Origin of the sequence: Bordetella petrii (assembly GCF_020991325.1) — a bacterium.
GTDB classification, from domain to species: domain Bacteria; phylum Pseudomonadota; class Gammaproteobacteria; order Burkholderiales; family Burkholderiaceae_B; genus Bordetella_A; species Bordetella_A petrii_E.
Window position 1 is genome coordinate 1 of record NZ_JAJMLX010000033.1, and the last position, 25,542, is coordinate 25,542.

A 25,542-nucleotide genomic window follows, 5' to 3' on the forward strand; every position below is an offset into this window, starting at 1 on the left:
ATGAAAGGCCCGGTGCCGTTCGCATGCAGGTTGGCATAGTTGCCCTGGTTGTCGCCCTTGACGTTGGTGGCCTCGGTAATCAACCGGTCCATGGATTGGAATCCCGCCACATTTGTCACTCCCCCCTGGGCATGCGGCGATCCTAACCTATCAGACAGGTATCCACCCAGCCGCTGCGCGGTGGAATCCGCCCCCAACTTTCCGGAGGTATCAATCATGACTCAGCATGCCATCGCAAGCCGTGACACCTGGCTGGCCGAACGCCAGGCCCTGCTGCAAGCGGAAAAAGACCTGACCCGCCACAGCGATGAACTGGCCCGGCGCCGCCAGGCCCTGCCATGGGTGCGCATAGACAAAGATTATCGGTTCGACACCGACCACGGCCCCGCGTCCCTTGCCGACCTGTTCCAGGGCCGCTCGCAACTACTGGTGTACCACTTCATGTTCGGGCCCGACTACCAGGCTGGCTGCCCATCGTGCTCGTCGATTGCCGACGGCTTCAACGGGATCTTTACCCACCTGGCCAACCATGACGTCACGCTGACGGCGGTGTCGCGGGCGCCATTGCCCAAACTGGCCGCCTACAAGCGCCGCATGGACTGGGCGTTTCCCTGGGCCTCTTCGGCGGGTAGCGATTTCAACGCCGATTTCAATATCTGGTTCACCGAAGCGCAGCAGCGCGCCGGCGATGTCAATTACAACTATTCCCGCGAGCCGGAGCGCGCCTGGCGGGAAGGCGAACCTTGGGGCGGCCAGCAGGCCGAAGACGAAATCGCCGCCATGTGCGGCACCGATGCCGCCACCTTCCAGCGCGACCGCCCGGGCGTCAGCGCCTTCGTGCGGGAAGACGGCATCGTGTACCACACCTATTCGGCCTATGCGCGCGGCCTGGACGGGCTGTGGGGCATGTATCAATGGCTGGACCGCGCGCCCAGGGGCCGCAACGAAACCGGCGTGTGGTGGCGCCGCCATGATGAATACCCTGCGGCTTGAATTCTGGCCTTCCGTGCTGGACGCCCTGCCCCGCTGCGGCGGGGCGCAGGTATCGGCCGTCTGGCTGCGCATGCCCGGGCAAGGCTGGCCGGATGCCGCGGCATCGTTCCTGGTCATGTGGGCGGCCATGATGGCGGCCATGATGCTGCCCGCGCTGATGCTGATGCTGCACCGGCATGGCCAGGCCCGCCCTGGCTGGCTGGACTGGCGGGCCGCCACCGCCTACTTCGGCGTATGGCTGGCGCTGGGCATGCTGGTCTACCCGCTGGGTGTGATGCTGGCCCAGGCCCGCACGCAGTGGCCCGCGATGGAGCCCGCCATCCCCATGGCGCCCGCCTGTGTGACGCTGGCGGCCGGCGCACTGCAATTCTCGCGGTGGAAGGCGCGCCATCTGGCCCATTGCCTCGTGCCGCACGCCAGCCTGCCTTCCGGGCCCGGCCGCCGGGCCTGGCGCCGCGGCGCACACTTGGGACGCCACTGCGCCTGTGCCTGCGCCGGCCCTACGGCCATCATGCTGGCGCAGGGCATGAGCCTGCCCGTCATGGCGGCGCTAACCCTTGCCATCGCCGCCGAACGCCTGCCCCGCACGGGATCATGCTCCGCCCGGCTGGCAGGCCTGGCCATGATGGCCGGCGGCCTTTACCTGCTGGCCCGGGCAGCGCTGCAGGCCTGAAGCGCCAACGCGCTCGCGCGGCTGCCATGATCAGGCATTGGCCGCCTCGGGTTCGCGCTGCGCCTGGAACAGCCCTAGCCCCAGGCGGTGCGCCGCGTCCAGCTTCACCAGGGGATCGCTGCTTTCGGAGTTCGGCATCCATTCGGACGCCACCACCTGTGCGCCGCAATAGCCGAAGATGCCATGGTCGATCTGCGTGGCCATGGCCCGGTCGTAACCGTGGCGCACCATCGTGCCTTGGTCCACGCCGCCGATGGCCACCAAGTGCACCTTCAGCCGGCCTAGCTTCTTGTGCAGTTTCCCGCCCGGGCTGTCCTCGAATGCCCAGCCATTGGAAAACACGCGGTCTATCCAGCCCTTGAGCAGGCCCGGCATCGACCACCAATACACGGGGTACACCAGCACCAGCGTGTCCGCGCGGTCGATGCGCGCCTGTTCCGCGGCCACGTCGCCCGGAGGCGGCGCCTTGCGCCGGTGCACGGCCAAGTCCGCCGGGCCGAAGCGAGGGTCGAAGCCTTCGGCAGCCAGGTCGGCAATTTCGTAGGTACCGCCGGCATCGGCCACGCCCTGGCCCACGCGGGCCGCGATGCTGTGACTGAGTGAATGGGGTTCAGGGTGTGCAACAACAATCAAGGCATGCATGGACGGGTCTCTGTTCATCGGTTATCGGGGAATCAGACAAATACTACTTAAACTACTTTTAGTAAGTTATACCTATAACTTACTTTTAGTACATTAGCCTGTCAACCGATACATTCCTTATCCCACCTTGCAAATTGAAGCGCAGCCGCGGCTTTCTCCCCTATGGCAAGGCCAGGGCATTACACGGACAGTCACGAATCAGCGTTTTGGTCACCATTCAGTGGTTTCGGAACCATTACAAAGCCGGCTGGCCCATCGCCTTCTGTGCCTAAATAAGCCCGCGTGCGCAGAACCTGTCGCGCACGATAAGGAGCTGCCGTCATGAAAACCACCCCTGCATTGCGACGGATCCTGCCGTTACCTGCAATGGTTGACGGTCGGAAGGTCGACATGAACACCATCAAATACTGGTCCGCCAGCCTGCTGCTTGCCGGCCTGCTTGCGGGCCTGGCCTCCGTGCCGGCGGCGCGCGCGGCCGACGTATCCATCAGCATCGGCGTCAATGCGTGGAACGAACCCCCGCCCCCGCTGCCGGACTACGACCAGCCCATGATCCCCGGCCCGGGCTATATCTGGACGCCGGGGTACTGGGCGTTGAACCCTGGCGGCTACTACTGGGTGCCGGGCGCCTGGATCATGCCGCCCTACGCGGGCGCACTCTGGACGCCAGGATACTGGGCCTTCGTGGGCAGTGTTTACCGCTGGCATCCAGGATACTGGGGGCGCCATGTGGGCTACTACGGCGGCATCAACTATGGGCACGGCTATTACGGCAGGGGCTACGGCGGCGGATACTGGAAGCACAACAACTTCTACTACAACCGCCAGGTCAACCACATCAACGTCACGCGCGTCACCAACGTCTATAGCCGCAAGATCGACTACCGGCACGCCGACCGCCACCGCACCAGTTATTACGGCGGCGACCACGGCCTGCGGCGAGGCCCCGACGCGCACGAACGCGCCATCGAGCGCGAACACCGCCGCCGCGAAGACGAGCGCCGCCGCCGCGACGACCATCGCCGCGCCGAAGACCAGCGCCGCAACGAGGATCATCGCCGCCAACAGGATTGGCAGCGCCAGCGCGGCGAAGAACATCGCCAGCACCAGGACCGCGAACGCCGTCATGCCGATGAACAACGCCGCCAGCATGACGAGCGCCAGCGGCAGTACGCGGACGAGCGCCGCCAACAGGAAGACCGGCAACGCCAGCGCGCCGATGAGCACCGCCGCCAGCAAGAGCAGCAGCGCCGGCATGCCAATGACCAACGCCGCCAGCACGAGCAGCAACAACGCCAGGCACGCGAACAACGCGACCGCCACGATCAGCAGCGGCAGGCCGAACAACGGCAAAGGCAGGATCAACAGCGCCAACAACAGGAACGCCAGCGACAGCAGGCCGACCAGCAGCGCTACCAACAGGAACAGCACCAGCGGCAGGCCGAACAACGCCAGCGCCAGGACCAGCAGCGCCAGCAGCAGGAACGCCAGCGACAGCAAGCCGACCAGCAGCGCCGCCAACAGGAACAGCACCAACGGCAAGCTGAACAGCGGCAGCGGCAGGATCAACAGCGTCAGCAACAGGAACGCCAGCGGCAGCAGGCCGATCAACAGCGCCGCCAGCAGGAAAGGCACCAGCGGCAGGCCGAACAGCGGCAACGGCAAGACCAGCAGCGTCAGCAACAGGAACGTCAGCGCGGACACCAGTCTTAGCCTTGCGGGCACGGCATCGATGGCTATCCGGCGTCCACGATAGTCTTGCGGTGTCTGGCACCCTGGCGGGAGCCAGACACCCATGAATACCCATGAACACTCGCCGCGGTAGCTCCAGGCGGCTCCATGGGTGTCAGGCACCTTGCCCTGTCTGACACCGCCCTAAACAGCGGCCGCGCCCGCCGGCATATAGTTGACGTAGCAACTAGATGCTCGATATCATGCCTCCGAAAGGCCAATCCAGGACAGCACGCCCTCCGTGCCGTAGAGCCTCGACGCCCAGGAGCGAACCATGATCAGGCAGATCGGCAGTACCAGTGTTGTGCGCGCGGTATTTCAAAGTTTGCTGGGCCTGGGCCTCGGGTTGACTGCCGGCATGCCGGCAGCCCAGGCGCAACCCGCATTTCCCGACAAGCCTGTCCATCTGCTGGTTCCCGCCCCGCCGGGCGGGGCGGGCGACACCTCTGCCCGGGCCATCGCTCGCCACATGGCGCAGACCCTGGGCCAACAGGTCGTGGTCGAGAACAAGCCCGGCGCCGCCGCCACCATCGGCTACCGCAGCCTGGCCGCTTCCCCGGCCGACGGATACACCATCGGCCTGGTTCCCGTGGCCGGCACGGCCATCGCCACCGTCACCTACCGGGACCTGCCCGACATCGAACAGAGTTTCGATATCGTCGCGGGCATTGCCGACGCCCCGCACATGCTGGTGGCGCCGGCCTCGCTGGGCGTCCGGAATGTGCAGGACCTGGTCGCGCTGCTGAAAAAGCAGCCCGGCCATTACAACTACGCTTCGCAAGGGGCGGGCTCTCTGTCGCACATCGAATCCGCGGTGTTCCTGGCGGCCGCCGGCGCCTCGGCCACGCATGTGCCCTACAAGGGCAGTTCCGAAGCCATCCCCGGCCTGATCAGCGGCGAAACCAGCCTGATGTTCGACAGCGTGGCCTCGGTGCTGCCGCACGTGCGCGCCGGCAAGCTCGTCGCCCTGGCCACTGCCGCCAGCAAGCGGGTGCCGCAGTTGCCCGATGTACCCACCATGGCCGAACTCGGCTACGACTTGAAAGCCGATAACGCTTTCGTTTTGCTGGCCCCCGCCAAGACCCCGCCCGACCGCTTGCGGGTGCTGACCGATGCCGTGCGCAAGGCCGTCGAGAGCCCCGAAGTTATTGCCACGCTGGAAACCACCGGCATTGTCGCGAAATTCACGGCGCCGGACGACTTCGGCACCGTCATCAGCCAGGAATTCGCTCTGTGGCCTGCGTTGGCCAAGAAGCTGATGGACACGCCCGACTAAGCCAACCCACTCTTTGCATACGGATGCTTCGATGGCCTCTTTCAATGGGTCCGACTGGTCCTTTCCCTATACATCCCAACGCATGCCGGTGTTGGCGGAAAACATTGCCTGCACCGAGCAGCCACTGGCCACCCAGGCGGCCCTGGGCGCACTGGCGGCGGGTGGCAACGCGGTAGACGCCGCCGTCGCCGCCGGCATTGCGCTGACTGTCGTGGCGCCGTGCATGAACGGCATCGGCGGCGACGTCTTCGCCATTGTGTGGGACGGCACGCAATTGCACGGCCTGAACGCGTCGGGGCGCGCGCCCGAAGCCTGGACGCCGGAATACTTTGCCAAATACCAGGCCATGCCGCCGCGCGGGTGGGACTCGGTCACCGTACCAGGCGCGGTATCGGGCTGGATAGCGCTGTCCCGGCGCTTCGGCAAACTGCCTTTCGGCGACCTGTTCACAGCGGCCATACGCTACGCCCGCGACGGCTATCTGGTCACTCCTATCGCCAGCCGCCAATGGGAAGCCCAGATCGCCGACATCAAGCATACGCCGGGGTTTGCCGACGCCTTCGCGCCCGGCGGGCGCGCTCCGGCGCCAGGCCAGCGGTTCATCTGCCCAGGACAGGCGGCAACCCTGGAAGATATAGCCCGCACCGAGGGCGAATCGTTCTATCGCGGCGCCCTGGCTGACCATATCGCGGCCTATGCCGCCGCCACAGGCGGCACCCTGACCAAGGCCGACCTCGAGGCGCATGAGGTCGACTGGGTGGCGCCCATCTCCATGGGCTACCAGGACATCTCGCTGCATGAAATCGGCCCGAACGGACAGGGCATCGGCGCCCTGATGGCGCTGGGCATGCTCGAGGCCGCCGGCGCCCACGCGCTGCCGCTCGACAGCACCGAATATTTCCACGCGCAGATCGAAGCCATGAAGCTGGCGCTGGCCGACATGCAGCGCTACGTCGCCGACAGCCGCTACATGGCCGAAGTCAGTGCCGAATCCTTGCTGGACCCTGGCTACCTGGCTGAACGGGCACGCGATATCGATCCGGCGCAGGCCCGTTACCCCGGCCCGGGCCTGCCCCTGAAGGGCGGCACCACCTACCTGACCACGGCGGACGCCGGCGGCATGATGGTGTCGTTCATCCAGTCCAACTTCAAGGGCTTCGGCTCGGGCCTGGTCGTGCCCGGCACGGGCATCGCATTGCACAACCGCGGCTGGGGCTTCAACTTGATTCCCGGCCACCCCAACCAGGTGGGTCCGCGCAAGCGCCCATTCCACACCATCATCCCGGGCTTCCTGATGCGCGCCGGCAAGCCCTTGATGAGCTTCGGCGTGATGGGCGGGTCGCTGCAGGCGCAGGGCCATATGCAAGTCGCGGCACGCATCGCGTGGGGGCAGAATCCGCAGGCGGTCATCGACGCGCCACGCTGGCGCATCCTGGAAGACAACACCACGGTCCTGGTCGAATGGAACTTTCCGGAAACCGCGGTTGCCGGGCTGCGGGCAAAGGGGCACAAACTTGAAGTGGCGCCGCGCTTTTCAGACGAATTCGGCGGGGCGCAGGCCATCGCCAGGCTGGCGGATGGCTATGTGGGCGCTTCCGACCATCGGAAAGACGGCCACGCCGGAGGCTGGTAGTGCACGGCAGACGGCTAGCGGGCCTTGTCCCGTTGCGCGTGGGCCTCTTGCAGCAAGGTCTCGGCCTGCTGAATGAGCGTTTGCATGGCGTTTTCGAAAGTTGCCAGTTCCTGGGGACTGAGGCAACTGGCCAGCCGCCGCTGGCGATCCAGGCTAAGGGGCATGCCCTGTTCGTACTTGGACCGGCCGGCCGCGGTCATGTCGACCAGGATGCGGCGTCCGTCGGTAGCGCTGGGGGATGTCAGCACCAGCTTCTTGGCCAGCAATTCGGCAACGGCGCGGCTGACCTGGCTTTTGTCGTACCGGCAGAAATCGGCGATATCCTGCACGGATTGCGGCCCGGCATTGGCCACGCACAAGAGCACACGCCATTGCCGCACCGACAGGCCCAGGTGAGTATCCAGAATGACTTCGATGCCGCGGTTCAATAGTTGGCTCAGCGTCAGCACGCGATATGCAAGCAGCTTTGTCGGGTCGACGCCCGGCCTTGCCTTCTTTGTACGCGATGTCGCCATGACGGTTCCAACAATTTGCACGCGTCGATGATACAGGCAATTGACGGTACGCCCGGGCATCGGGGCGCCATCAAAACGGGAAAGGTATTCCTATGTCCGACACCCCCATTCACGATTTCCTGATCATCGGCGCCGGCATTGCGGGCGCCTCGCTGGCATACCGGCTGCGCGGCCGCGGCTCGGTGCTGGTGGTCGACATGGAAAGCCAGCCGGGCTATCACACCTCGGGGCGGTCGGCCGCCATGTTCATGGAAACGTATGGCACGCCCGCCATTCAGGCGCTTACGCGCGCCAGCCGGCACTTCTACGAACATCCGCCGCAGGGCTTCTGCGACCATCCCCTGCTGACGGAACGCGGCGTGCTGTATATCGCCCGCGAAGGCCAGCAGCAGCTTCTGGAACAGACACACAAGGCGCTGACCGCGGCGGGCGCGCCCATCCAAAAACTATCACCCGCCGAAGTGCTGGCCCGGGTGCCGTGCATCCGCGAAGCCGGCCTGGTGGGCGCGATCGCCGAACCGCAGGCAATGGATGTCGATGCCCATGCCGTACTGCAGGGATACGTGAAAGGCGCCCGCGCGGCCGGCGTGCAGTTCCTGTTCAACGCCGGCCTTATGCGCGCCGAGCGGCACGATGGCATCTGGCAAGCCAGCCTTGCCAACGGGCAGACCGTGCGTGCCCGGGCCGCCGTCAACGCGGCGGGCGCCTGGGCCGACCAGATGGCCGGGCTGTTCGGCGTGGCCCCCGTCGACCTGACCCCCAAACGGCGCAGCGCATTCACCTTCAAGCCGCCGGAAACCGTCAGTGCGGCCGAGCTTGCCCGCTGGCCCGCCGTGGTGGGCATAGATGAAAGCTTCTACTTCAAACCGGATGCCGGCCAACTGCTGGGCTCGCCGGCCAATGCCGACCCGGTCGCTCCCCATGACGTAGTGGCCGAGGAACTGGACGTGGCGCTGGGCATCGACCGGATAGAAACCGCCACCACCCTGGCCATCCGCCGCCCCACCCACACATGGGCCGGCCTGCGCTCATTCGTGGCCGACGGCGATTTCGTGATCGGCTGGGATCCCCAAGTCAGCGGATTCTTCTGGCTGGCCGGGCAAGGCGGATACGGCATCCAGAGCTCGCCCGGCGCATCGCTGCTGGCGGCCAACCTGCTGCTGGAAGACCCGCTCGATGCATCGCTGCGCCAATGGCGGGTAGACCCTCGCGCGGTGTCGCCGGCGCGCTTTCACACCACCCGAGGGCTGCCACGATAGGCTTACTGCTTCTGGTACAAGCCCGCTTTCTTGATCAGAGGACGCCAGCGCGCCAGGCCTTCCTGGATGGTTTCGTCCATCTGCACCGGATTGCCGGCCACCACCGAGAAGCCCAGGTCTTGCAGGCGGGCCTTGTTCTGCATCAACCCCTTCTGGATGGTTTGGCTCAGTAGCTCTACCTGCCCTGCATCCACCCCCGCCGGCATGTTGAAGCCATACCAAGTATCCGAGTTGTAATCGAGGCCCTGCTCGCTGAAAGTCGCCACGTCGGGCAGCGCGGGGTTGCGCTGCGCGCTTCCGATTCCCAGAATGCGGGCCTTTCCGGACGCTCGCATGTTCAGCGCCGTCACCATCGGCACATAGATCATCGATACCTCGCCGCCATACAGGGCATTCATTTCCGCTGCGCCGCCTTTGTACGGAACGTGCAGGATGTTGATGCCGGCCGTCTCGTTGAGCAATTCTCCAGCAATGTGCAGCGAACTACCCACCCCGGCCGATCCGTACGACAACGCATCGGGATGTGCCTTGGCATGCCGGACCACATCATGCACATCGTGGAAAGGCGAATCGTCACGCACCACCAGCGCATTGGGCACCGCCACGGCCACACCCAACGATGCGAAATCAGCCTTCGAGTCGTACGGCAATTTCTTGTACAGCGACGGGTTTACAGACATGATGCCGTCGGTGGTCAGCATGAAGGTGTAGCCGTCCGGTTTTTGTTGCCGCACATAGTTGGTGGCGATGATGCCCGCGGCGCCCGGTTTGTTTTCCACGATAACCGATTGCTTCAACTGTTCCGAGACCGATTCCCCCACCAGGCGGGCCAGCGTGTCGGTGCTGGCGCCCGGCGAATACGGAACAATGAGCTTGAATGGCTGGTCGGGGTACGGGCCGGCCCAGCCGGCCGGGTGGCCGCCAATGGCCATGAGCGCCAGCACTACCCTGGTGATGAAAGTACGCATTGTCTTCTCCATGTCTCGTTATTGAGATTGGTTAAAATTGTACTTATATATTGTCCTACAATCAATCCGAAAATTATACCTGCCCGAAGTCCACACGCCATCGCCGGATCTGGCGATCTCCTGTTATCCTTCCCGGGTCAGAAACCCGGCTTCGCCCCCATGCCCACCACTCGCGCTCTTTCGACAGCACCGCGCGGAACGACTGTCGAACTCCTGTTCACACAACTAAAAAAATCCATCGAGAATGGAGCACTTGCGCCCGGCCAACGTCTGATCGAAGCCGACTTGATCAAGGACTACGGTGTAAGCCGAGGCCCCTTGCGCGAGGCCTTCAGAAGGCTCAGCGCCGAGGGCATCATCGACTTCGTTCCGAACAAGGGCGCGGTCGTCAAGAAGTTCTCGCGCAAGGAAATCACCGACATCTTCGCCATCCGCCAAGCCATCGAAGGCCTGGCCACGCGCCTGGCCACGGAACGGCTAGCCCTGGCCCCGCACAAAGAAGAAAGGCGGCTGCTCGAACAGATCCACAACCACGAGTTCGGGGTGAACGCCAGCTTTGCGCAAGAGAACAGCACCTTCCACAACACGATCCTCACGTTGTGCGACAATCCGCAGTTGCAGAACCTGATCAAGCAGATGCGTCTGCCCTTCCTGCGCTACCAGATCCGCGGCTCGCTGGACCGCCATTACATCGACAGTTCCCGGGCCGAGCACACACGTATTGCCGCCGCCATGCTGTCCAATGACGCCAAGCTCGCCGAACGCCTGATGCAGAAACATCTGGGCAAGGCAGCCGAGCGGCTGATGACGCTGCCGGACATCTTCCCCGACTGACCCTGGCAACCGTTCCGCATGGCCATTCCCGCTGCCGGTGTCATTGCGCAGTCCAGTATTTGTCCAGCAGCGAGTCCAGCCGCCGGCTTTCGTCGCGCACTTCCTGGGTGAACGCTTCCGGCGTGCTAAATACCGGCTCGCCACCGTCGCTCTTGATCCGCTCGATCAATTCACGATCCTGCGACGCGTGCCTGATACCGGCGACAATGCCGTCGAAGGCATCCTGCGGCGTGTTCTTGCCGACCAGCAGGCCATACCAGGTTTCGCCATGCACGTCGTAGCCCGACTCCAGCAGCGTCGGCACATCCGGCACCTGACCTGAGCGCTGGCCCGAACCGACTGCCAGCAGACGGAACAGGCCTCCTTTGATCTGGGCCAGGCTCGAGGTCACGGCCGGCACGGCCATCGAGATATGGCCGCCCGCCACGTCGGTCATCATGGGCGCCGTGCCTTTGTACGGCACATTGATGGCGTCGGAAACGCCTGCCACGTCCATCAGTTGTCGGCCCATCAACTGGGCATAGGCGCTGCCGGAACCCCAGGCGCACCCGCCTTGCTGAGATTGGCACCATTGCACGTATTCCTTAATGGACGTCACGGGCAACTTAGGCGACACGCCGAATGCCAGGGGCGAGGTCTGGATTTTCGACACATAGCGAAAATCGTTCAGGGCATCCACCTTGCTGTTGGGCACGGTCTTCTTCCACAACATCATCTGGCTGATCTGGAACAGCAAGGTGTAGCCGTCGGCCGGCATGCGCAGGACGCGCTCGCTACCGATCAGCCCTTCGGCTCCCGGCGCGTTTTCCACGACCACCGGCACCTTCCAGTGCCCGGACAGGGTCTGCGCCAGTTTGCGGGCCACGGTGTCGGTACCGCCGCCCGCCGGATACGGCACGACGATCGTCACGGCCCGTTCGGGAAAAGCCGCATGAGCCAGGCCCGCGCAGGACAGGCCGGCACCCGCCAGCACGCCAAGGCAGAACCGCAGCGTCTGTGTGAACTTCATGATGATGGTCTCCTGGATAGTTGTTGTCAGGCGCGGCCGCCACCCGCGAGCGCGGACAATCCGTCCATGAACGCGCGGCCATCGTGTTGCGCAAGCCGCCGGCAGTGCGCCAGCACGGTCTTGCCGTCGCCTCCGCGATGTCCCCATCGCAGGCAGTCGTTGATCTTGGAAGCAAGCTGCGCATCGTCCAGCGGTTTCTGGTGCGAACCGCCCAGGGTCTCGACACGCAGAGCCAGCTGGCGCCCGTCGGCCAGGTCCAGTTCCACGGTCGCCCAGCGTGGCGTGATGGGGCCTTCGGCTTCGCGCACGTTCACCCGGTCGAAAAACCACCGAGCCTCAGGGCGCCGCACGGCCTCGTCGGTGAAACTGGCCAGCCGCACCTGGCCGTCGATCAACGCAGCCGCCATGGCGTACTGCATGCTGAACTTGCCCTCCAGGCCACTGGACGGCCTTGGGTGCACCAACGGCGTCAGCGCGGCACGGCTAGTGGTCACCGTCACGTGCCGCACATCGGCGGCGCGAAGGCCGTGCTCGCGACGCAATGCCAGTACCGCATCCAGCGCGCGGTGCGTGGCATAGCACATGGGATATTGCTTGACGTCCAGCCCGGCGCGATGGATTTCCAGCGGCGCCTGGCCCAGCTCGACCGGCATGGCCGTCAAGTTCGCGCCCGCCGCATAGAGCTGCGCATAGCCGTGCGGCCCATCCAGCGCACCCGCGCCTGCGCCGAAGCCCGCCAGCGCCAGCCCGGCCGCCCGTACGCCAACCGCGCAGGCCTGGCCGGCCTGGAACGACTTGGCCTCGGTTCCCACGTTCTCGCGCGAGCCTGCCACCTGGGCCACCGCCAGGCCGATGGCGTTGATTGTCTGGTCGGCATCGAGCCGCATCAAATGCGCGCAGGCGGCGGTGCTGCCCAGCGCGCCGATGCTTGCGGTGGTGTGCCAACCCGCGGCGTACTGGTCCACGGCAATGCAACGCCCCAGCTTGCACAAGACTTCCATGCCGACCACGAACGCGGACGCGGCACGCGCGCCGGATATGTTGCGGGCTTCGGCAAGCGCCAGGACGGCTGGCCAGAGAGCGATGCTCGGATGCCCGCGCAGGGGCACCGTGACGTCGTCGTAGTCGAGCACATGGCCGGCAATGCCATTGCACCATGCGGCGATCTCGGGCGGCGCCCGTCGGCCGGTGCCCCATACCGTGGCGGCATGCGGCGCATCCGGCGCGGACAGCAGGCCGGCATCCTCCACATAGGCAAGCGCGGCTCGCACCGCGTGTTCGCGCGCGCCGCCCACCGCCACCGCATAGGTATCGGCCAGCGACCGGGCGACCGCATCCAACGTGCAGGCATCTAGCGCGGTGCTTGCGCTGGCGGCATAGGTCGCAATACGCGCGCCCGCACCCTGGCCGCGCGCGCGCTCGGAAACAGGCACGCTCATAACGCCTCGCGCGACAAGTAGGCAGTGCCCGTCATGAGACGGCGCGCCGTACGCCGGAACCCCAGCAGCTCGAACTGCGGGTCGGTTGCCGTCGCATCGGGCCGGGCCCGCACCACAACCTCCATCACGCCCAACGGATGGCCGATACGCAGCGTGCCACGTCCGACCTGCGCGGGCGAGGCGGCCATCTCATGCACCAGCGTGCCCGGCATGGCCGACATGGCCGCGGTGCACATGGAGCCGGTGCCGGCCATGCTCTCGTGGCACTTGTTGTAGAAGACGAGCCGGGCCTGCAGGTCCATCTGGCCGGCGTTCACCACGCGGCTCTGGCTGTCCTGATAGTCTGCCGGCGGGGCCACCAGCACCATCAGGGGCAACGCCGGCGAAGCGTGCTCGGCCTGGCGCCAATCCTGGCACAGGCCGATGCGCTCGGCCGCCTTGCCGCGCAGTTCGCGCAAGGTGGAGATCAACGCGCCGTCGGCGTCGATCGTGTTGGGCAGCTCGCTGCCAGTTGCCCCCACATCGCGCGCGAGGACAAACACGCACGGGTTGGCCACATCACCCAGGCTGACCGCAATGTCGCGGCCGTCCTCGAGCGTAAGGATATCGACCGGATTTCCGGTCGGCAGGGCCCGGCCCGTCTTGGCCCCGATCGTGGCACGGTAGTCCATGAAAATCTCGGCACCGGTGCCCGGCACACCGGGAATCGCGAAATCGCCGCGCACGCGCACCTGTCCGTTGGCGACCGGTACATGGGCAATCAGCAGCTTGCCCGTATTGGTATTGAAAATGCGCACCTCGGTCACCGGGCCCGCGGCAGGCACCAGCCCGGCATCGATGGCGAACGGCCCTACGCCTGCCGAGATATTCCCGCAATTGCTGGTGTACACCACGATACCCCGTCCTGGCGGCACAATGCCGTAGGTGTAGTCGACATCGGCATCAGGCCGCCGGGATTTTCCCACGATGGCCAGCTTGGCCGTCACTAGACGCGATCCCCCCAGGCCGTCGATCTGCAACGGGTCTTCGCTTCCCATCAGTGCGCGCAGGATCGCATCACGCTGCGGCCCGGCCGGGGGCAGGTCGTCGCTCTTGAAATAGACACCTTTGCTCGTACCGCCGCGCATCAGCGTGCAAGGCACTTCCATTTGCTCTTGCGGCCAGGCCCACGGCCGCCGGGCCTGGTCGCCAGCCTGCCAGGCGCGTATCCGGTCGTCGCTGCGCAAGGTCTGGTCGATATCGTCCAGGCCCTGCAACAGCGCGGTGCGGCGCAGCGGATCCACCTCGAATGGCAGGTGCTCGCCGTCGGGCGTCACGATCTCGCCGGCCTGCAAGTCCACCATCATCGGCCGCCCTGCCGCGGCTTGGCCGGCCAGCCGATAGACGGTGTCGTGGTCAAGCACAATGGGCAGCACGCCGTTCTGGAAGCAGTTGTTGAAAAAGATATCGCCGAAACTGGGCGCGATGACGCAACGCACGCCGCGCCCGGCCAGCGCCCAGACAGCGCCTTCGCGCGACGAGCCGCAGCCAAAGTTGCTGTCGGCCAGCAGAATCGGAGCGTGGGCGAACACCGGGTCCGCATACGGAAACTGCGGATCATCCTTCAAGGATTCAAAGGCATAGTCGCCCAACTGGTTTCGCGCGATCGTGCTCAGCCGTTCGATGCGGATAATCAGGTCGGTATCGACATTGGCACGCAGCAACGCCGCGGCCGGCCCTTCAACACGTTTTAGCGGTTTCATCTCAGCTCCCTGCGGCCGTGATGGCGCCGGCCAGCGCCGACGCGGCAACCGTGGCCGGGCTGGCCAGGTGCGTGCGCACCCCGGGCCCCTGCCGGCCCACGAAATTTCGGTTGGACGTGGACATGACGCGCTCTTGCGGCCTGGCGATCTCGCCATTGGCAGCCACGCACATGCTGCAGCCCGGCTCGCGCCATTCGAACCCCGCGTCCAGGAAGACACGATCCAGGCCCATGGCCTCGGCGGCGCGCTTGACCTCTTCGGAGCCGGCCACGACCCAGGCGGATACATGGTGCGCCACTTGCCGGCCGCGCACGACCTCGGCGGCCTCGACCAAGTCCGACAGCCGAGCGTTGCTGCACGACCCGATGAAGACGCGGTCGATGCGGGTGCCCGCGATGGACGCCCCGGCCGTCAGGCCCATATAGTCCAGCGCCGACCGCCAGGCCGCCTGGACATCGGCGTCCTGGCAGCCAGCGGGATCGGGCACCTTGCCATTTATCGGCATGGCGTGCTCGGGGCTGGTGCCCCATGTCAATGTCGGCCCGATGGACGAGACGTCGATCGTTTCTTCGCGGTCGAAACTGGCGCCGGCGTCGCTGCGCAGCGTGTGCCAATAGGCCTCGGCGGCGCCCCGCTGCGCAGCGCCAGGCGCGTACGGCCGGCCGCGCAAGTAATCGGCGCAACGCTCATCGGGCGCGATCATCCCGATGCGCGCCCCCATTTCTATCGACAGATTGCAGATGGTCATGCGCTCTTCCATAGTCATGGTCTCGATGACCGGGCCCGCATATTCCACGGCATGGCCGGCGCCGGCGCCCGCCCCCAGCACGCCGATGGTATGCAGGATCACATCTTTCGCCGTGACACCGGGCGCGCGCCGGCCGCGGTAGGTGATGCGCAGGGTGCGAGGCCTGCGCAGCCGCAGCGTCTGGGTAGCCAGCGCATGCGCCAGTTCGGAAGAACCCACGCCAAAGGCCAATGCGCCCAGGGCACCATTGGTACAGGTATGACTGTCTCCACAGATCATCGTCAGTCCAGGCTGCGCCAGGCCCAGTTCCGGGCTCATGACATGCACTATGCCGTGTCCACGTTCGCCGATGTCGAACAACCGGATGCCGGCCTCGGCCGTGCGGGCCTTCAGGCTCGTCCACAGGCGTCCGCCCGGCGCATAGGTCATGGCGGTGCGGCCGGGTTCGGACGACACCGCGTGGTCGGGCGTGGCGAATGCCAGCTCCGGATTGTGGACTTCCGCGCCCCGCGCCTGCAGCGCATTCAGGCTGGCGGTGCCCGACAGATCGTGCAGCAGCACGCGGTCGATATGCAGCAGCACCCACCCGCCGGGCAATTCCTCGACGACGTGGCTATCCCATACTTTGTCGAACAACGTGCTAGCTGACATCGGCCGCACTCCTTTGCGCCGTTGCGGGCGCTTGCTGGCCAGGCTCGCCGCGAAAGCGCGTGCGCATGGCATTCCATTCGTCGGCGCCGAAACGGCGAAAGCGCTCGTGCACCTTGGGGCCGGTTTCCCCGCTGGGCGGCACGCCGCTTTCTTTCACCTGCTGCAACACCCGGTCGCAGGCCTCGATCACGGCCACCAACAGCAGGCTGGGCATGATGGTCAGGCGATAGCCGAAGCCGCGCACCTGCTGCAGCGTCACCTCGGGGGATTTCCCTCCCTTGACCAGGTTGAACAGGCAAGGGCCGTTCACCAGGCGCGGTATCGATTCGACTTCCTGCAAGGTCTGGGCGGCTTCGACAAATGCCATGTCGGCGCCGGCAGCCAATGCATGATTGGCTCGCCAGACCGCTTCCTCCATGCTGTCGACAGCGCGCGCATCCGTGCGGGCGATGATGGTGAAATCCGGGTTGCGGCGGGCCGCCACCGCGGCGCGGATCTTCGCAATATAGTCTTCGCGGCCGATGATTTCCTTGCCGTCGAGATGGCCGCAACGCTTGGGCGAGACCTGATCCTCGATATGCAGCGCCGCCACGCCGCGCATCTCGTACTCTTGTACGGTGCGGGTCACGTTCAGCTCATTGCCGTAGCCGGTGTCGGCATCGGCCACCACCGGTATGCCGGTGGCGCGGGCCAGGATGCCGGCATTGTCCGCCATCTCGCTCATGGTCAGCAGGCCGAAGTCGGGGTAGCCTCGCGCGGCCGAGGAGCCCGCGCCGGTCATGTACACCGCGGAGAAGCCCGCCTGCTCGGCCAGGCGGGCCGTAATGCCATCGTAGGCGCCGGGCGCCACGATCATCTCGCCCGCCTGGCAAAGCGCCCGAAACTGTCCCGCTTGATTCATGAATGTCTCCTTTGACTTGCCGCACAGTATCCTGCCATTCAAAATTGTAGCCTACTATTGTAGGACAAACAAAGGGCGCAAAAAAAACGCGCCATTTTCGAAACGACGCGGCCCAGGGCAGACCAAGGCCGGTGCGCAGGCACAGCGTGCCTGCGCACCGGCCCGTAGATCGCTCAATCGATCTCGATCCCCGCTTCCTGGATCAGCTTGGTCCATTTCTGGGTATCTTTGCGCACCAGGTCGGCCAATTCCTGCGGCGTACTGGACACGAACTCGACGCCCTGCGAATCGAACTCCTCGTTCAGTTCCGGGTTCTTCAGCGTCTGCACCACCGCGCGGTTCAGCTTCTCCAGCACCTCGGGCGGCGTGCCCGCCTTGGCGAACAGCCCATACCACGTGGTGTATTCCATGCCCGGCAGAGTGTCCGTAATGACCGGCAGCTTCGAGGTGTACGAACCCGTGCTGGGCGCGCTCATGGCCAGCGCGGTAACCGCCCCCTTGTCTATCATGGGCTTGAGCGACGGCATGCTGCTGAACAGCGCCTGCACCTGGCCCGATGCCAGGTCCGTGATCACCTGCGATGTACCGCGATACGGCACGTGCACCACGTCCACCTTGGCCTGGCTCTTGAACAGTTCCATGCCCAGGTGGGCCACGCCGCCCACGCCCGCCGAACCGAAATTGACCTTGCCCGGATTCTTGCGCGCGTAGTCTATGAGTTCCTGCGTGGTATGCACCGGCAGCTTGGCCGACACCACCAGCACGTGCGGGCTTTGCGTCAGCAGGCTGACCGGGGCCAGCAGTTCCAGCACGTTTTTGTCCTTCATGACTTTCGACGGAACCGTCATGTTGCCGGACGCGGGCATCAACAAGGTATACCCATCTGCCTCCGCGCCCAGCACCTGGTTCAAGGCCGGCACGCCATGACCGCCACCAGCATTCACCACCACCACGGGCTGGCCCAGGGCCTCGCCGAACAACTGGGCAAACTCGCGGCCCACCATGTCGGCCGGCCCGCCGGCCGCAAACGGTATCACCATGCGTATCGGGCGGTCCGGATATTCCGCAGCTGCTTGCCCTTGCGAAAGCAGGCCCAGCGCGAGCGCGGCCGCGCCCAGTATTTTCTTGTTCAGCATTATGTTCCTCCTGAATATTTTTGCTGTAGGTGTCGTGAATGAAACTATTCAAGCGGCGCCATGTCGATGGCGCCGCGTGTCAGTGCCTCGTCGAGCCAGGCGGGCCGCAGCTCGCCGCGGGCAATGGCCCGCATGCGCTCGGACTCGGCATTGCCCTTGGCCAGGGCCTTGGCGATCAGCCCCTGTGCCTCGGCGGGGCTGTACACCACCACGCCGTCATCGTCGGCAACAATCCAGTCGCCGGTTTGTACCGTGACGCCCCCGCAGCGGACGGCATGGCCCACCGAGCCTCCGCCTTCTTTGTGGGGGCCCGCGGGCGAAAGACCCAGGGCATACACGGGCAGGTTGCCGGCGCGCAGTTCTGCCGCGTCGCGCATCGCCCCATCGATGATCACGCCCGCCACTCCCGCCGCCGCGGCCTGGGCGCACATGATGCCGCCCATCACCGCGCGGTTGCAGTAGCCCTTGGCATCAACCACCAGCACTTCGCCCGGCCGCACCCGGGCCAGGGCCGCGTGAATGGCCAGGTTGTCGCCCGCCGGCACCGACACCGTCAAGGCGCGGCCGTATATCACCCAACCGGGGCGCAACGGATGGATGCCCGAACCCATGGCGCGCGCGCCCACGTCGGCCAGCAAGGTGCTGCACAGGCCTTCCGGCATAGTCTGGGCCATATGCTTTACTCCACGAAGGCCGACACCACGGCCGGGAAAATGCCCTGGTAGGCTTCGCCGTAGAGCGTACCGGTGGACTTGGCCCGGCGGCCCGCCTGAGCGCCGCGCTGCATGGCCACGCGCTCGTAATAGGCCCACAGGTTGCGCTGGGTGGGCATGGCCTGCATGGCCTGCCATTTCTGGTCCCACACGGATGTAATGTCCAGCAGCAGGTTGGGCTTGAAACCACACAGTTCGGATTGATGCGGCTCGAAGCACAGCACCTGCGGCGGCACCACGTGATCGGGCCCATGCCCAGGCGCCATGGCCTGCATGCGGGCGCGCAGCACCATTTCATAGGTGCGGCAGTGATCCAGGTTGGACGGGTCGTGCTCGGGGTGCGTCAATACCACGGCGGGGCGCGTGCTGCGCAGGGTTTCGGACACGCGTTGCACCGACTGCGGCGATTCGGGCATGGGATAGTCGCCCAGGTCATGAAAGTCAATAGAAGCCACGCCCAGGATGCCGGCCGCGGCTTCCGCCTCGGCCCGCCGCAATTGCTTGACGGCGTCCCGGGCGACACCGGCACCGCTCCAGGCGGCGTTCGACTCGCCATTCTCGCCATAGCTGAGACACACCAGGTGAACCTGCACGCCGCGCTGGGCATGCAGGGCCATGGCCCCGCCGCAACGCCAGACAAAGTCGCCCACATGGGCCGTTACCACCACCATCGAACCCGCCATGCTGATCTCCAGACCATTCAATGGCGTTATTATATTTTTATGAAATACTGTTGTACTATGTACAACAAATCAATAAAAATGCGGCTTACAAGGTTTTATGAGCAATGACGGTGTCATCGCGGTCGAACGCGCCCTCAGCGTGCTGGACTGCTTCAAGCCCGGTGCCGAGCACCTTTCCCTGGCGGATTTCTCCACCCGCCTGCCTTTGCACAAAACCACTATCTTCCGTTTGTTGAACTCGCTGGCGCGCTGCGGCTACGTGGTGCGCGAACCCAGCGGGCACTACAGCCTGGGGCCGCGCGTGCTGTATCTGGCGCGCGTGTACGAACGGGGTTTCGACCTCTCGGCCGTGGTCATGCCCATACTGGAACGCCTGTCGGCCCTTACCGGCGAAAGCGCGGCCTACTATGTAGAAGGCAAAGAACCGGGCCAGCGGCTTTGCCTGTTCCGCCACCAGCCGCACGAAGGCCTGCACAGCCAGGTCATCGCGGGCAGCGTCATGCCGCCTGATCTTTCATCCACGGGCCGCGTATTCGCCATCTGGGCCCAGGGCCGGCCGCGCGGCGACGAACGCCTGCCGTTGTTCTCCTGCGGCGCGCGCGATCCCTACACATCGTCGTGGTCGATACCCGTGCTGGGCGACGACGACCGCTTCGTGGGCGCGCTAACCGTCGCCGGCCCGTCCGCGCGCCTCAAGACCGTAGACGCCGCACATTTCCAGGCCATGATCCTGGAACATGCGCAGGAATTGTCGACGCGGCTGGGGGCTTCGGCGGAAATGCGCAGTGCCTTGTACGGCACGTAGAAAAACTATCGTGAAACGGCCGCGCGCACCACGCTGGCCAGCGGCCGGCCATCAGCCAGGGCGTCGACGTTCGCCGCCATCAGGGCCGCGCGCCGGCGTATCGTGCCGTCCGTCCAGGCTGACATATGCGGCGTCATCAGCACGTTGTCCAGCTGGGCGAACGGTAACCGCGACGGTGCCGCGGTATCGCCGGCACGGACCGGATACTGGTACCAGGTATCGATGACGGCCCCGCCTATGCGTCGCTGCGCCAAGGCATCGTACAGGGCCTGCTCATCCACCACCGGGCCGCGCCCCACGTTGATCAGCACTGCATGCGGGCGCATGTGGGCGAAGGCGGCGCCGTCCACCAGCCCCTGGGTGGCAGGCATCAGCGGCAGCGACACCACCACGAAATCGGCTTCGCGGTAGAACGCCTGCAACGCATCCAGCCCGAACCAGGCATCCACCTCCGGCGATACCGGCACCTGGCTGCGGTTGGCCGCCAGCACGCGCATGCCGAATGCTTTGGCCAGGCGGCCAATGGCCTGGCCGATATGGCCATACCCCAGCAACCCCAGGGTGGCGCCGCCGATCTCTCCATGCAGAGCATCCGGCTCGCCTGAACGGTAGCGCCAGTCCCCGCGCCCCAGCCCTTCATGGGCATGCGCCAGGGGAATCCGCCGGCCCAGCATGGCCGCCATCACATATTCGGCGATCGCCGCCTCATGGCCATGGCAATTGCACACCGAGGCCTGCGGTGCCAGCACATCCATGTCAATGCGGTCGTAGCCCGCGGCACACACTTGGTACAGCCTGGCGCGCCGGGGCGCGGGCATGCCGGCATCCAGCCGGTTGCCGACGATCACGTCGGCCTGCTGGAAGGCCTGGATAGCGCCATCATCATCCAGCTTCTCGGACAGCACACGGATGCGTGCATCGCATTGCAGCGCCGCCTGGAAATCATCCAGGTACGTGGCGGCGTTTCCGCCGTGAAAAACAATGTCCAGCATGAGCCTGCCCTACTCCTGCATGACGGAAGGGAAAGCCACATCCAGCTGGCGCGTCCAGCCCTCCAGGCCGGCCCGTATATCGGCACTGACCGCAACCCCCTCGCGGCGCACCACGGCAATCACGCTGCCTGTAGCCGCGCCGCTCAGGGCCAGTTCGCTTTCCAGCAGGCCGCGCTGGGCAGCCAGCACCGTAACGTAATCCACCGCACCTTCCTGATAAGACCGCTGCGCGGCCTGCAAAGCTTCACGGCTGCGCGCCATGGCACTGCGCAACGCCGCCTGGCGCCGCTGCTGGGCGACCATCGCATTGAACGCGTCGTCGACCTCATGCCAGGCTTGCAATACCGTGCGGCGATACGCAATGGCAGCCTCGCGTTGGCGGGCCTGGGTAAGTTCCAGCATGCGCACCAACCTTCCACCCTCGAAAATAGGCAAATGAATACTGGGGCCAAAGCTGAAGTAGGTGGACTCCCACAGCCCCAGGTCGCGGGCTTCGAATGCTTCAGCGCCAAAACCACCCAGCAGGGAGACCCGCGGGTAGAAATCGGCCTTGGCCACGCCAATGGCAGCGGTGGCGGCATGCAGGCGTGCAGACGCGCGCTGGATGTCCGGGCGGCGCAACGCCAGTTCCGACGGCAGGCCCACCGGCAGGCGCAGGGCGGTTTCGGGCAGCGCGCGGTTCGGCGCAAGCTGCGCGTCCAGGCTACGCGGGGGCTCGCCCACCAACAGGGCCAAGGCATTCAGCAAGACGTTCTGCTGGTCGCGCAGCGCCGGAATCAAGGCATCCACCGCGGCCTGCTGAGCCTGTGCGGAAGCCAGGTCAAAGCGGGTGGCCACGCCGTACGCCCGACGGCTTTGGGTCAGGCGCACCAGGTGCGCGGCAATTTTCTGGTTCTGGTCGGCAATGGCCAGCCGTGCCTGTACACCACGCAGCGCAACGTACTGCCGGGCAATTTCCGCCGACAGCGATACCTGCGCGCCGCGCTGCTCGTAGATCGTGGCCTGCAGCGCGGCAACGGCGCCCTCACGCTGGCGGCGCAAACGTCCCCAAAGATCCAATTCCCAACTGGCCTGAAAACCGGCTCGCCAGATATCGGTGGCCGCCGTGCTGGCGCCCAGCGCCGCCATCGGGCCGTTCTCACTGATCGCGCCGCGCCGCAGGCCGGCGTCCATATCCACGCTGGGAAACAGCTCGGCCAGCGCGATACCGGCGCGCGCCCTGCTTTGTTCCACCCGGGCAGCGGCTTCCTGAAGATCCAGGTTGCCATCCCAGGCGCGTGCGATCAATCCGTCCAGCACAGGGTCGTTCAAGAGCTTCCACCAATCGCGCGGCACCGGGTCGGCCGGCAGTTGCTGCATGACGCGCCCTTCCTTGGGCTGCAGGCGGGCTGCGTCCAACCCGGATCCGGGTTGGACGAAATCCGGGCCCACTGCGCATCCGGCGGATACCGCCAGCATGCCCAGCAGCGCGCCCCGGATTGCCAGGCGTTTGATGGATGGCATCTGATAACTCGAATGAACTAAACCTATCGGTACAGCATGTTATGCTGCGCACGACGATAGGTCAATCTTTTTTTAAACCGTTCGGTACACATGAAAAAGCCCGGCACGAATTTTCTCCCCGACCCACCGCCAGAAAACGGAATGCCCAACCCCACCGGCAAGGCTTTGCTGGTACTGGACGCCGCACGCGATGTGTTCCTTGCCCATGGCTTCGCCGCCGCGACTACCGACATGATCCAACAGGCCGCGGGGGTGTCCAAAGCCACGGTCTACGCCTACTACCCCACCAAAGAAGCCCTGTTTGCCGCAGCGATCGAGCGACAATGCGCCACGCACGTCGGTGCATTGCGCGCCATGCAGCCCGGCGCCGGCGGCACCCGCGCCGTGCTGTCCGAACTGGCCCTGGCCTACCTGGACTTTGGCTTGGCCCCCCCTGGGCTGTCGTTATTCCGCGTGGCCATCGCCGAAGCATCGCGGTTTCCCGAGCTGGGCCGTACCTTCTACGAACAGGGCCCGCAAACCTACTGCGCCATCGTGGCAGAGCACCTGGAACGCGCCATCGCGGCCAAAGAACTGGATCTGTGCGGCGCCACCCCGGCCGAGGCGGCACGCCTGTTCTTCAGCCTGGTGCGCGGCCAGGCCCAGTTGGAATGCTTGCTGCTGCCCGAACGCAAGCCCTCCGGTGTCCAGAAAAGGCGCTGGGCGGAACTGGCGCTGGATATGTTCTTTGCCGCGTACGGCAAATCAAGGCCATTGCGCAAAAAAGCCGGCAAGGCGGCTACGCGTTGAGCCGCATCCCACCCGGCCCGCCATTGCGAAGCCGGCGGTATCGGCCAAGGCCGCCCGCTGTCAGTCGAATCGGCTTACCGACCCGCGCAGGCCCGACAGGTCGAATTCCGCCCGGGCCGCAATCAGGCGGCGCGCCAGCAAGGTAACGGCCAGCGGCACCAATGCGGCCAGCAGGAACGATTCCAGCAGGAATACCGGCTTTTCACCCGGCGCGGGAAACAGCCACAGACCCGCAACCAGGCCTGCCAGGGTCGAGATGACGGCGGTGCGGCCATCGTGCCGGCGGCTGAACAGACCGAAGAACACCGGGAAGGCCGCGGCCGAACACAGCAGGTCGGCCAGCAGGAACAGGTACAGCACGTCGTAGCCCTGCGCGGCCACCACCATCACGGGAATGGCCAGCGCGAATACCAGCCAGCGCGACCAGCGCATCAGCACCGGCGTGGCTGCCCTGGGCATCAGGCGCCGCGCGTCCACCGCCACCAGGCTGGACACCGCGCTGATGGCCGTATCGGCGCTGCTCATGACCAGGGCCAGGCCCAGCGCGATCAGGGCCACCGCCAGCCAGTCGGGCGCCTGCGGCAGCACGATGGAAAACAGCGCCACCGAACTGTCCGTACCGGCGGCCGTGCCGACGAAAGCCAGGCCGAACAGGCCCATCACGAAGATGAAGGGCATGACCAGCAGCCCGCCCAGCAGGAAGCCGTTGCGCATGGTGCGCGTGTCGCGGGCGGAATAGATGCGCTGCCAATTGCCCTGGTGGAAGAGGCCCGTCAGCAGAATGGCCATGAAGAACGTCAGGCCGGCCTTCAGGCCGCCGATATTGAAGGGATCGAGCAGTTGCGGGGCCTTGTCGCGCAGGCCCGCCAGCGTGGGGCCCGCGCCGCCCACCGCCTTCCAGCCCAGCACCATCAATACCAGCAGCAAGGGCAGGATGATGATCATCTGGATCTTGTCGGTGAAAATGGACGAGCGCAGGCCGCCATAGGCGGTGTAGATCAGCGTGGCGCCCATCACGACCAGCGCCGTGGCCCACAGCGGCACCGGGGCCAGCAGCGTCACCAGCTTGGCAATAGCCGTGATTTCGGCGCACAGCGCGATGAACAGGTAGAACAGCATGATCAGCAGTGTCAGGCTGTACATGGGCCGGCCGTAGCGCGCCAGCAGGAATTCCGTCAGGGTATGGCCGCCCGGCATCAGTTCGCGCATGCGCCGGCCCAGCGGGATCATGACCAGGCGCGGCGACATGGCGCCCAACGCATAGCCGATGACCGCGCCCAGGCCGCCCCAGGTGGCCGCCTGCGGCGGCGAAAACAGTATCCATGCGCCCAGCGACGAAGCCAGCAGTGTCAGCAGCGTGGCCACCGCTCCCTGGCTGTTGCGCGCCGCAATATAGTCTTCCAGGGAACCGCGTTCGCGGCGGGCATAGGCCACGCCGGCCACCGTAAAACCGGCGGAAAACGCCAGAAGCCAGAACAGGGCAGCCGAGCTGCTGAGCATGATGTCGCGCCTTCATCCGGCGCGCCGGATGGATGGTCAAGGTCAAAAACCGGGCAAGATTAGGAGAGCGCCCCGCGATTGTCAACGGCGCTCTTGCCGGCGATATGTGCTAACGTCGCGCCATGAGACACGGGGTGTCCCGACACGGTCGGGGCTGAGATGAAACCCGTTGAACCTGATCCAGTTCATACCGGCGAAGGGATGTCCAGCAGTGCCGGGGCCTAGCGGCCCACCCGCATGCCGGCGCCTTTGCCCACCGCAGGCCAGCCATGCAACGTTCCGACTTTACCCCCGCCATTTCCGAACAGCTCGTCGTCATTACCGGCGGCGCGCGCGGCCTGGGCGCGCACATTGCGCGGGCCTTCCTGCGCCACGGCGCGCGGGTGGTCATCAACTACCATCGCAGC

General features: G+C 65.6%; 23 protein-coding genes and 1 riboswitch. Of the genes, 9 read left to right on the forward strand and 14 right to left on the reverse strand.

From position 1 onward, the window contains the following. Positions 1–216: 216 nt before the first annotated feature. Positions 217–993: a DUF899 domain-containing protein gene (locus LPZ50_RS05545; RefSeq protein WP_230658643.1), complete on the forward strand. Its 777-nt coding sequence runs from the start codon at positions 217–219 to the stop codon at positions 991–993. Beyond that, on the forward strand, positions 971–1,666 hold the full coding sequence (locus LPZ50_RS05550; RefSeq protein WP_230658645.1) for a DUF2182 domain-containing protein: 696 nt from the start codon (positions 971–973) through the stop codon (positions 1,664–1,666). Before LPZ50_RS05545 ends, LPZ50_RS05550 begins: the two co-directional genes overlap by 23 nt. 30 nt (positions 1,667–1,696) lie before the next feature. Here LPZ50_RS05550 and LPZ50_RS05555 read toward each other — a convergent pair whose 3' ends face one another. Continuing rightward, positions 1,697–2,308: an NAD(P)H-dependent oxidoreductase gene (locus tag LPZ50_RS05555; protein ID WP_230658648.1), complete on the reverse strand. Its 612-nt coding sequence runs from the start codon at positions 2,306–2,308 to the stop codon at positions 1,697–1,699. A gap of 390 nt (positions 2,309–2,698) precedes the next feature. Here LPZ50_RS05555 and LPZ50_RS05560 point away from each other — a divergent pair, with 390 nt between their 5' ends. The 3 genes from LPZ50_RS05560 to LPZ50_RS05570 all read left to right on the forward strand — a co-directional run bounded on the left by LPZ50_RS05560 (position 2,699) and on the right by LPZ50_RS05570 (position 6,948). Beyond that, positions 2,699–4,021, forward strand: a complete 1,323-nt coding sequence (locus tag LPZ50_RS05560) for a YXWGXW repeat-containing protein (protein WP_230658650.1) — start codon at positions 2,699–2,701, stop codon at positions 4,019–4,021. 292 nt (positions 4,022–4,313) lie between these two features. Further along, on the forward strand, positions 4,314–5,315 hold the full coding sequence (locus LPZ50_RS05565; RefSeq protein WP_230658653.1) for a Bug family tripartite tricarboxylate transporter substrate binding protein: 1,002 nt from the start codon (positions 4,314–4,316) through the stop codon (positions 5,313–5,315). 31 nt (positions 5,316–5,346) lie between these two features. Further along, positions 5,347–6,948 (forward strand): gamma-glutamyltransferase family protein, encoded by a 1,602-nt coding sequence (locus LPZ50_RS05570; protein WP_230658655.1) that lies wholly within the window; start codon positions 5,347–5,349, stop codon positions 6,946–6,948. 14 nt (positions 6,949–6,962) lie between these two features. On the opposite strand, the gene LPZ50_RS05575 is transcribed toward LPZ50_RS05570, so the two are convergent. After that, positions 6,963–7,397 carry a MarR family winged helix-turn-helix transcriptional regulator gene (locus LPZ50_RS05575; protein ID WP_230658657.1) on the reverse strand — a complete coding sequence of 145 codons (435 nt, stop codon included), beginning with the start codon at positions 7,395–7,397 and terminating at the stop codon, positions 6,963–6,965. Between the two features lie 158 nt (positions 7,398–7,555). Between LPZ50_RS05575 and LPZ50_RS05580 the strand changes: the two genes are divergently transcribed. After that, a complete protein-coding gene (locus tag LPZ50_RS05580; RefSeq protein ID WP_230658659.1) occupies positions 7,556–8,722 on the forward strand; it encodes an NAD(P)/FAD-dependent oxidoreductase in 1,167 nt (388 codons plus the stop codon). Between the two features lie 2 nt (positions 8,723–8,724). Here the strand turns inward: LPZ50_RS05580 and LPZ50_RS05585 are convergent, their stop codons facing one another. After that, the gene (locus LPZ50_RS05585) at positions 8,725–9,690 is read right to left on the reverse strand and encodes a Bug family tripartite tricarboxylate transporter substrate binding protein (RefSeq protein ID WP_230658661.1); all 966 of its coding nucleotides are present in this window, start codon (positions 9,688–9,690) and stop codon (positions 8,725–8,727) included. Positions 9,691–9,849: 159 nt separating this feature from the next. Between LPZ50_RS05585 and LPZ50_RS05590 the strand changes: the two genes are divergently transcribed. Further along, the gene (locus tag LPZ50_RS05590; protein WP_230658663.1) at positions 9,850–10,524 is read left to right on the forward strand and encodes a GntR family transcriptional regulator; all 675 of its coding nucleotides are present in this window, start codon (positions 9,850–9,852) and stop codon (positions 10,522–10,524) included. 40 nt (positions 10,525–10,564) lie between these two features. Here the strand turns inward: LPZ50_RS05590 and LPZ50_RS05595 are convergent, their stop codons facing one another. From LPZ50_RS05595 to LPZ50_RS05630, 8 genes are all read right to left on the reverse strand, one after another. Beyond that, positions 10,565–11,533, reverse strand: coding sequence for a Bug family tripartite tricarboxylate transporter substrate binding protein (locus LPZ50_RS05595; protein ID WP_230658665.1), 969 nt, complete (start codon positions 11,531–11,533; stop codon positions 10,565–10,567). A gap of 26 nt (positions 11,534–11,559) precedes the next feature. Continuing rightward, positions 11,560–12,966, reverse strand: coding sequence for an MmgE/PrpD family protein (locus LPZ50_RS05600; protein ID WP_230658667.1), 1,407 nt, complete (start codon positions 12,964–12,966; stop codon positions 11,560–11,562). A 2-nt stretch (positions 12,967–12,968) separates the two neighbouring features. After that, entirely contained in the window at positions 12,969–14,714 is a 1,746-nt protein-coding gene (gene leuD / locus LPZ50_RS05605) for a 3-isopropylmalate dehydratase small subunit (protein ID WP_230658669.1), read from the reverse strand. Position 14,715: 1 nt separating this feature from the next. After that, positions 14,716–16,113: a 3-isopropylmalate dehydratase large subunit gene (locus tag LPZ50_RS05610; RefSeq protein WP_230658671.1), complete on the reverse strand. Its 1,398-nt coding sequence runs from the start codon at positions 16,111–16,113 to the stop codon at positions 14,716–14,718. Continuing rightward, positions 16,103–17,014 (reverse strand): isocitrate lyase/PEP mutase family protein, encoded by a 912-nt coding sequence (locus tag LPZ50_RS05615; protein WP_230658673.1) that lies wholly within the window; start codon positions 17,012–17,014, stop codon positions 16,103–16,105. The genes LPZ50_RS05610 and LPZ50_RS05615 overlap by 11 nt, the downstream gene beginning before the upstream one ends. Positions 17,015–17,187: 173 nt before the next feature. Beyond that, positions 17,188–18,150 (reverse strand): Bug family tripartite tricarboxylate transporter substrate binding protein, encoded by a 963-nt coding sequence (locus LPZ50_RS05620; RefSeq protein WP_230658675.1) that lies wholly within the window; start codon positions 18,148–18,150, stop codon positions 17,188–17,190. A gap of 44 nt (positions 18,151–18,194) precedes the next feature. Further along, a complete protein-coding gene (locus LPZ50_RS05625; protein ID WP_230658677.1) occupies positions 18,195–18,824 on the reverse strand; it encodes an RraA family protein in 630 nt (209 codons plus the stop codon). Between the two features lie 5 nt (positions 18,825–18,829). Continuing rightward, positions 18,830–19,546, reverse strand: a complete 717-nt coding sequence (locus LPZ50_RS05630; RefSeq protein ID WP_230658679.1) for a PIG-L deacetylase family protein — start codon at positions 19,544–19,546, stop codon at positions 18,830–18,832. A 97-nt stretch (positions 19,547–19,643) separates the two neighbouring features. Here LPZ50_RS05630 and LPZ50_RS05635 point away from each other — a divergent pair, with 97 nt between their 5' ends. Beyond that, positions 19,644–20,351, forward strand: coding sequence for an IclR family transcriptional regulator (locus LPZ50_RS05635; protein WP_230658681.1), 708 nt, complete (start codon positions 19,644–19,646; stop codon positions 20,349–20,351). A 5-nt stretch (positions 20,352–20,356) separates the two neighbouring features. On the opposite strand, the gene LPZ50_RS05640 is transcribed toward LPZ50_RS05635, so the two are convergent. After that, positions 20,357–21,343: a 2-hydroxyacid dehydrogenase gene (locus LPZ50_RS05640; RefSeq protein ID WP_230658683.1), complete on the reverse strand. Its 987-nt coding sequence runs from the start codon at positions 21,341–21,343 to the stop codon at positions 20,357–20,359. Positions 21,344–21,352: 9 nt separating this feature from the next. Beyond that, the gene (locus LPZ50_RS05645) at positions 21,353–22,846 is read right to left on the reverse strand and encodes an efflux transporter outer membrane subunit (RefSeq protein WP_230658685.1); all 1,494 of its coding nucleotides are present in this window, start codon (positions 22,844–22,846) and stop codon (positions 21,353–21,355) included. A gap of 141 nt (positions 22,847–22,987) precedes the next feature. Between LPZ50_RS05645 and LPZ50_RS05650 the strand changes: the two genes are divergently transcribed. After that, positions 22,988–23,635 carry a TetR/AcrR family transcriptional regulator gene (locus tag LPZ50_RS05650; protein WP_230658687.1) on the forward strand — a complete coding sequence of 216 codons (648 nt, stop codon included), beginning with the start codon at positions 22,988–22,990 and terminating at the stop codon, positions 23,633–23,635. A gap of 60 nt (positions 23,636–23,695) precedes the next feature. Here the strand turns inward: LPZ50_RS05650 and LPZ50_RS05655 are convergent, their stop codons facing one another. Next, positions 23,696–25,135, reverse strand: a complete 1,440-nt coding sequence (locus tag LPZ50_RS05655; protein WP_230658689.1) for a sodium:solute symporter family transporter — start codon at positions 25,133–25,135, stop codon at positions 23,696–23,698. Between the two features lie 120 nt (positions 25,136–25,255). Beyond that, positions 25,256–25,354, forward strand: a riboswitch (TPP riboswitch). Positions 25,355–25,542 lie beyond the last annotated feature (188 nt).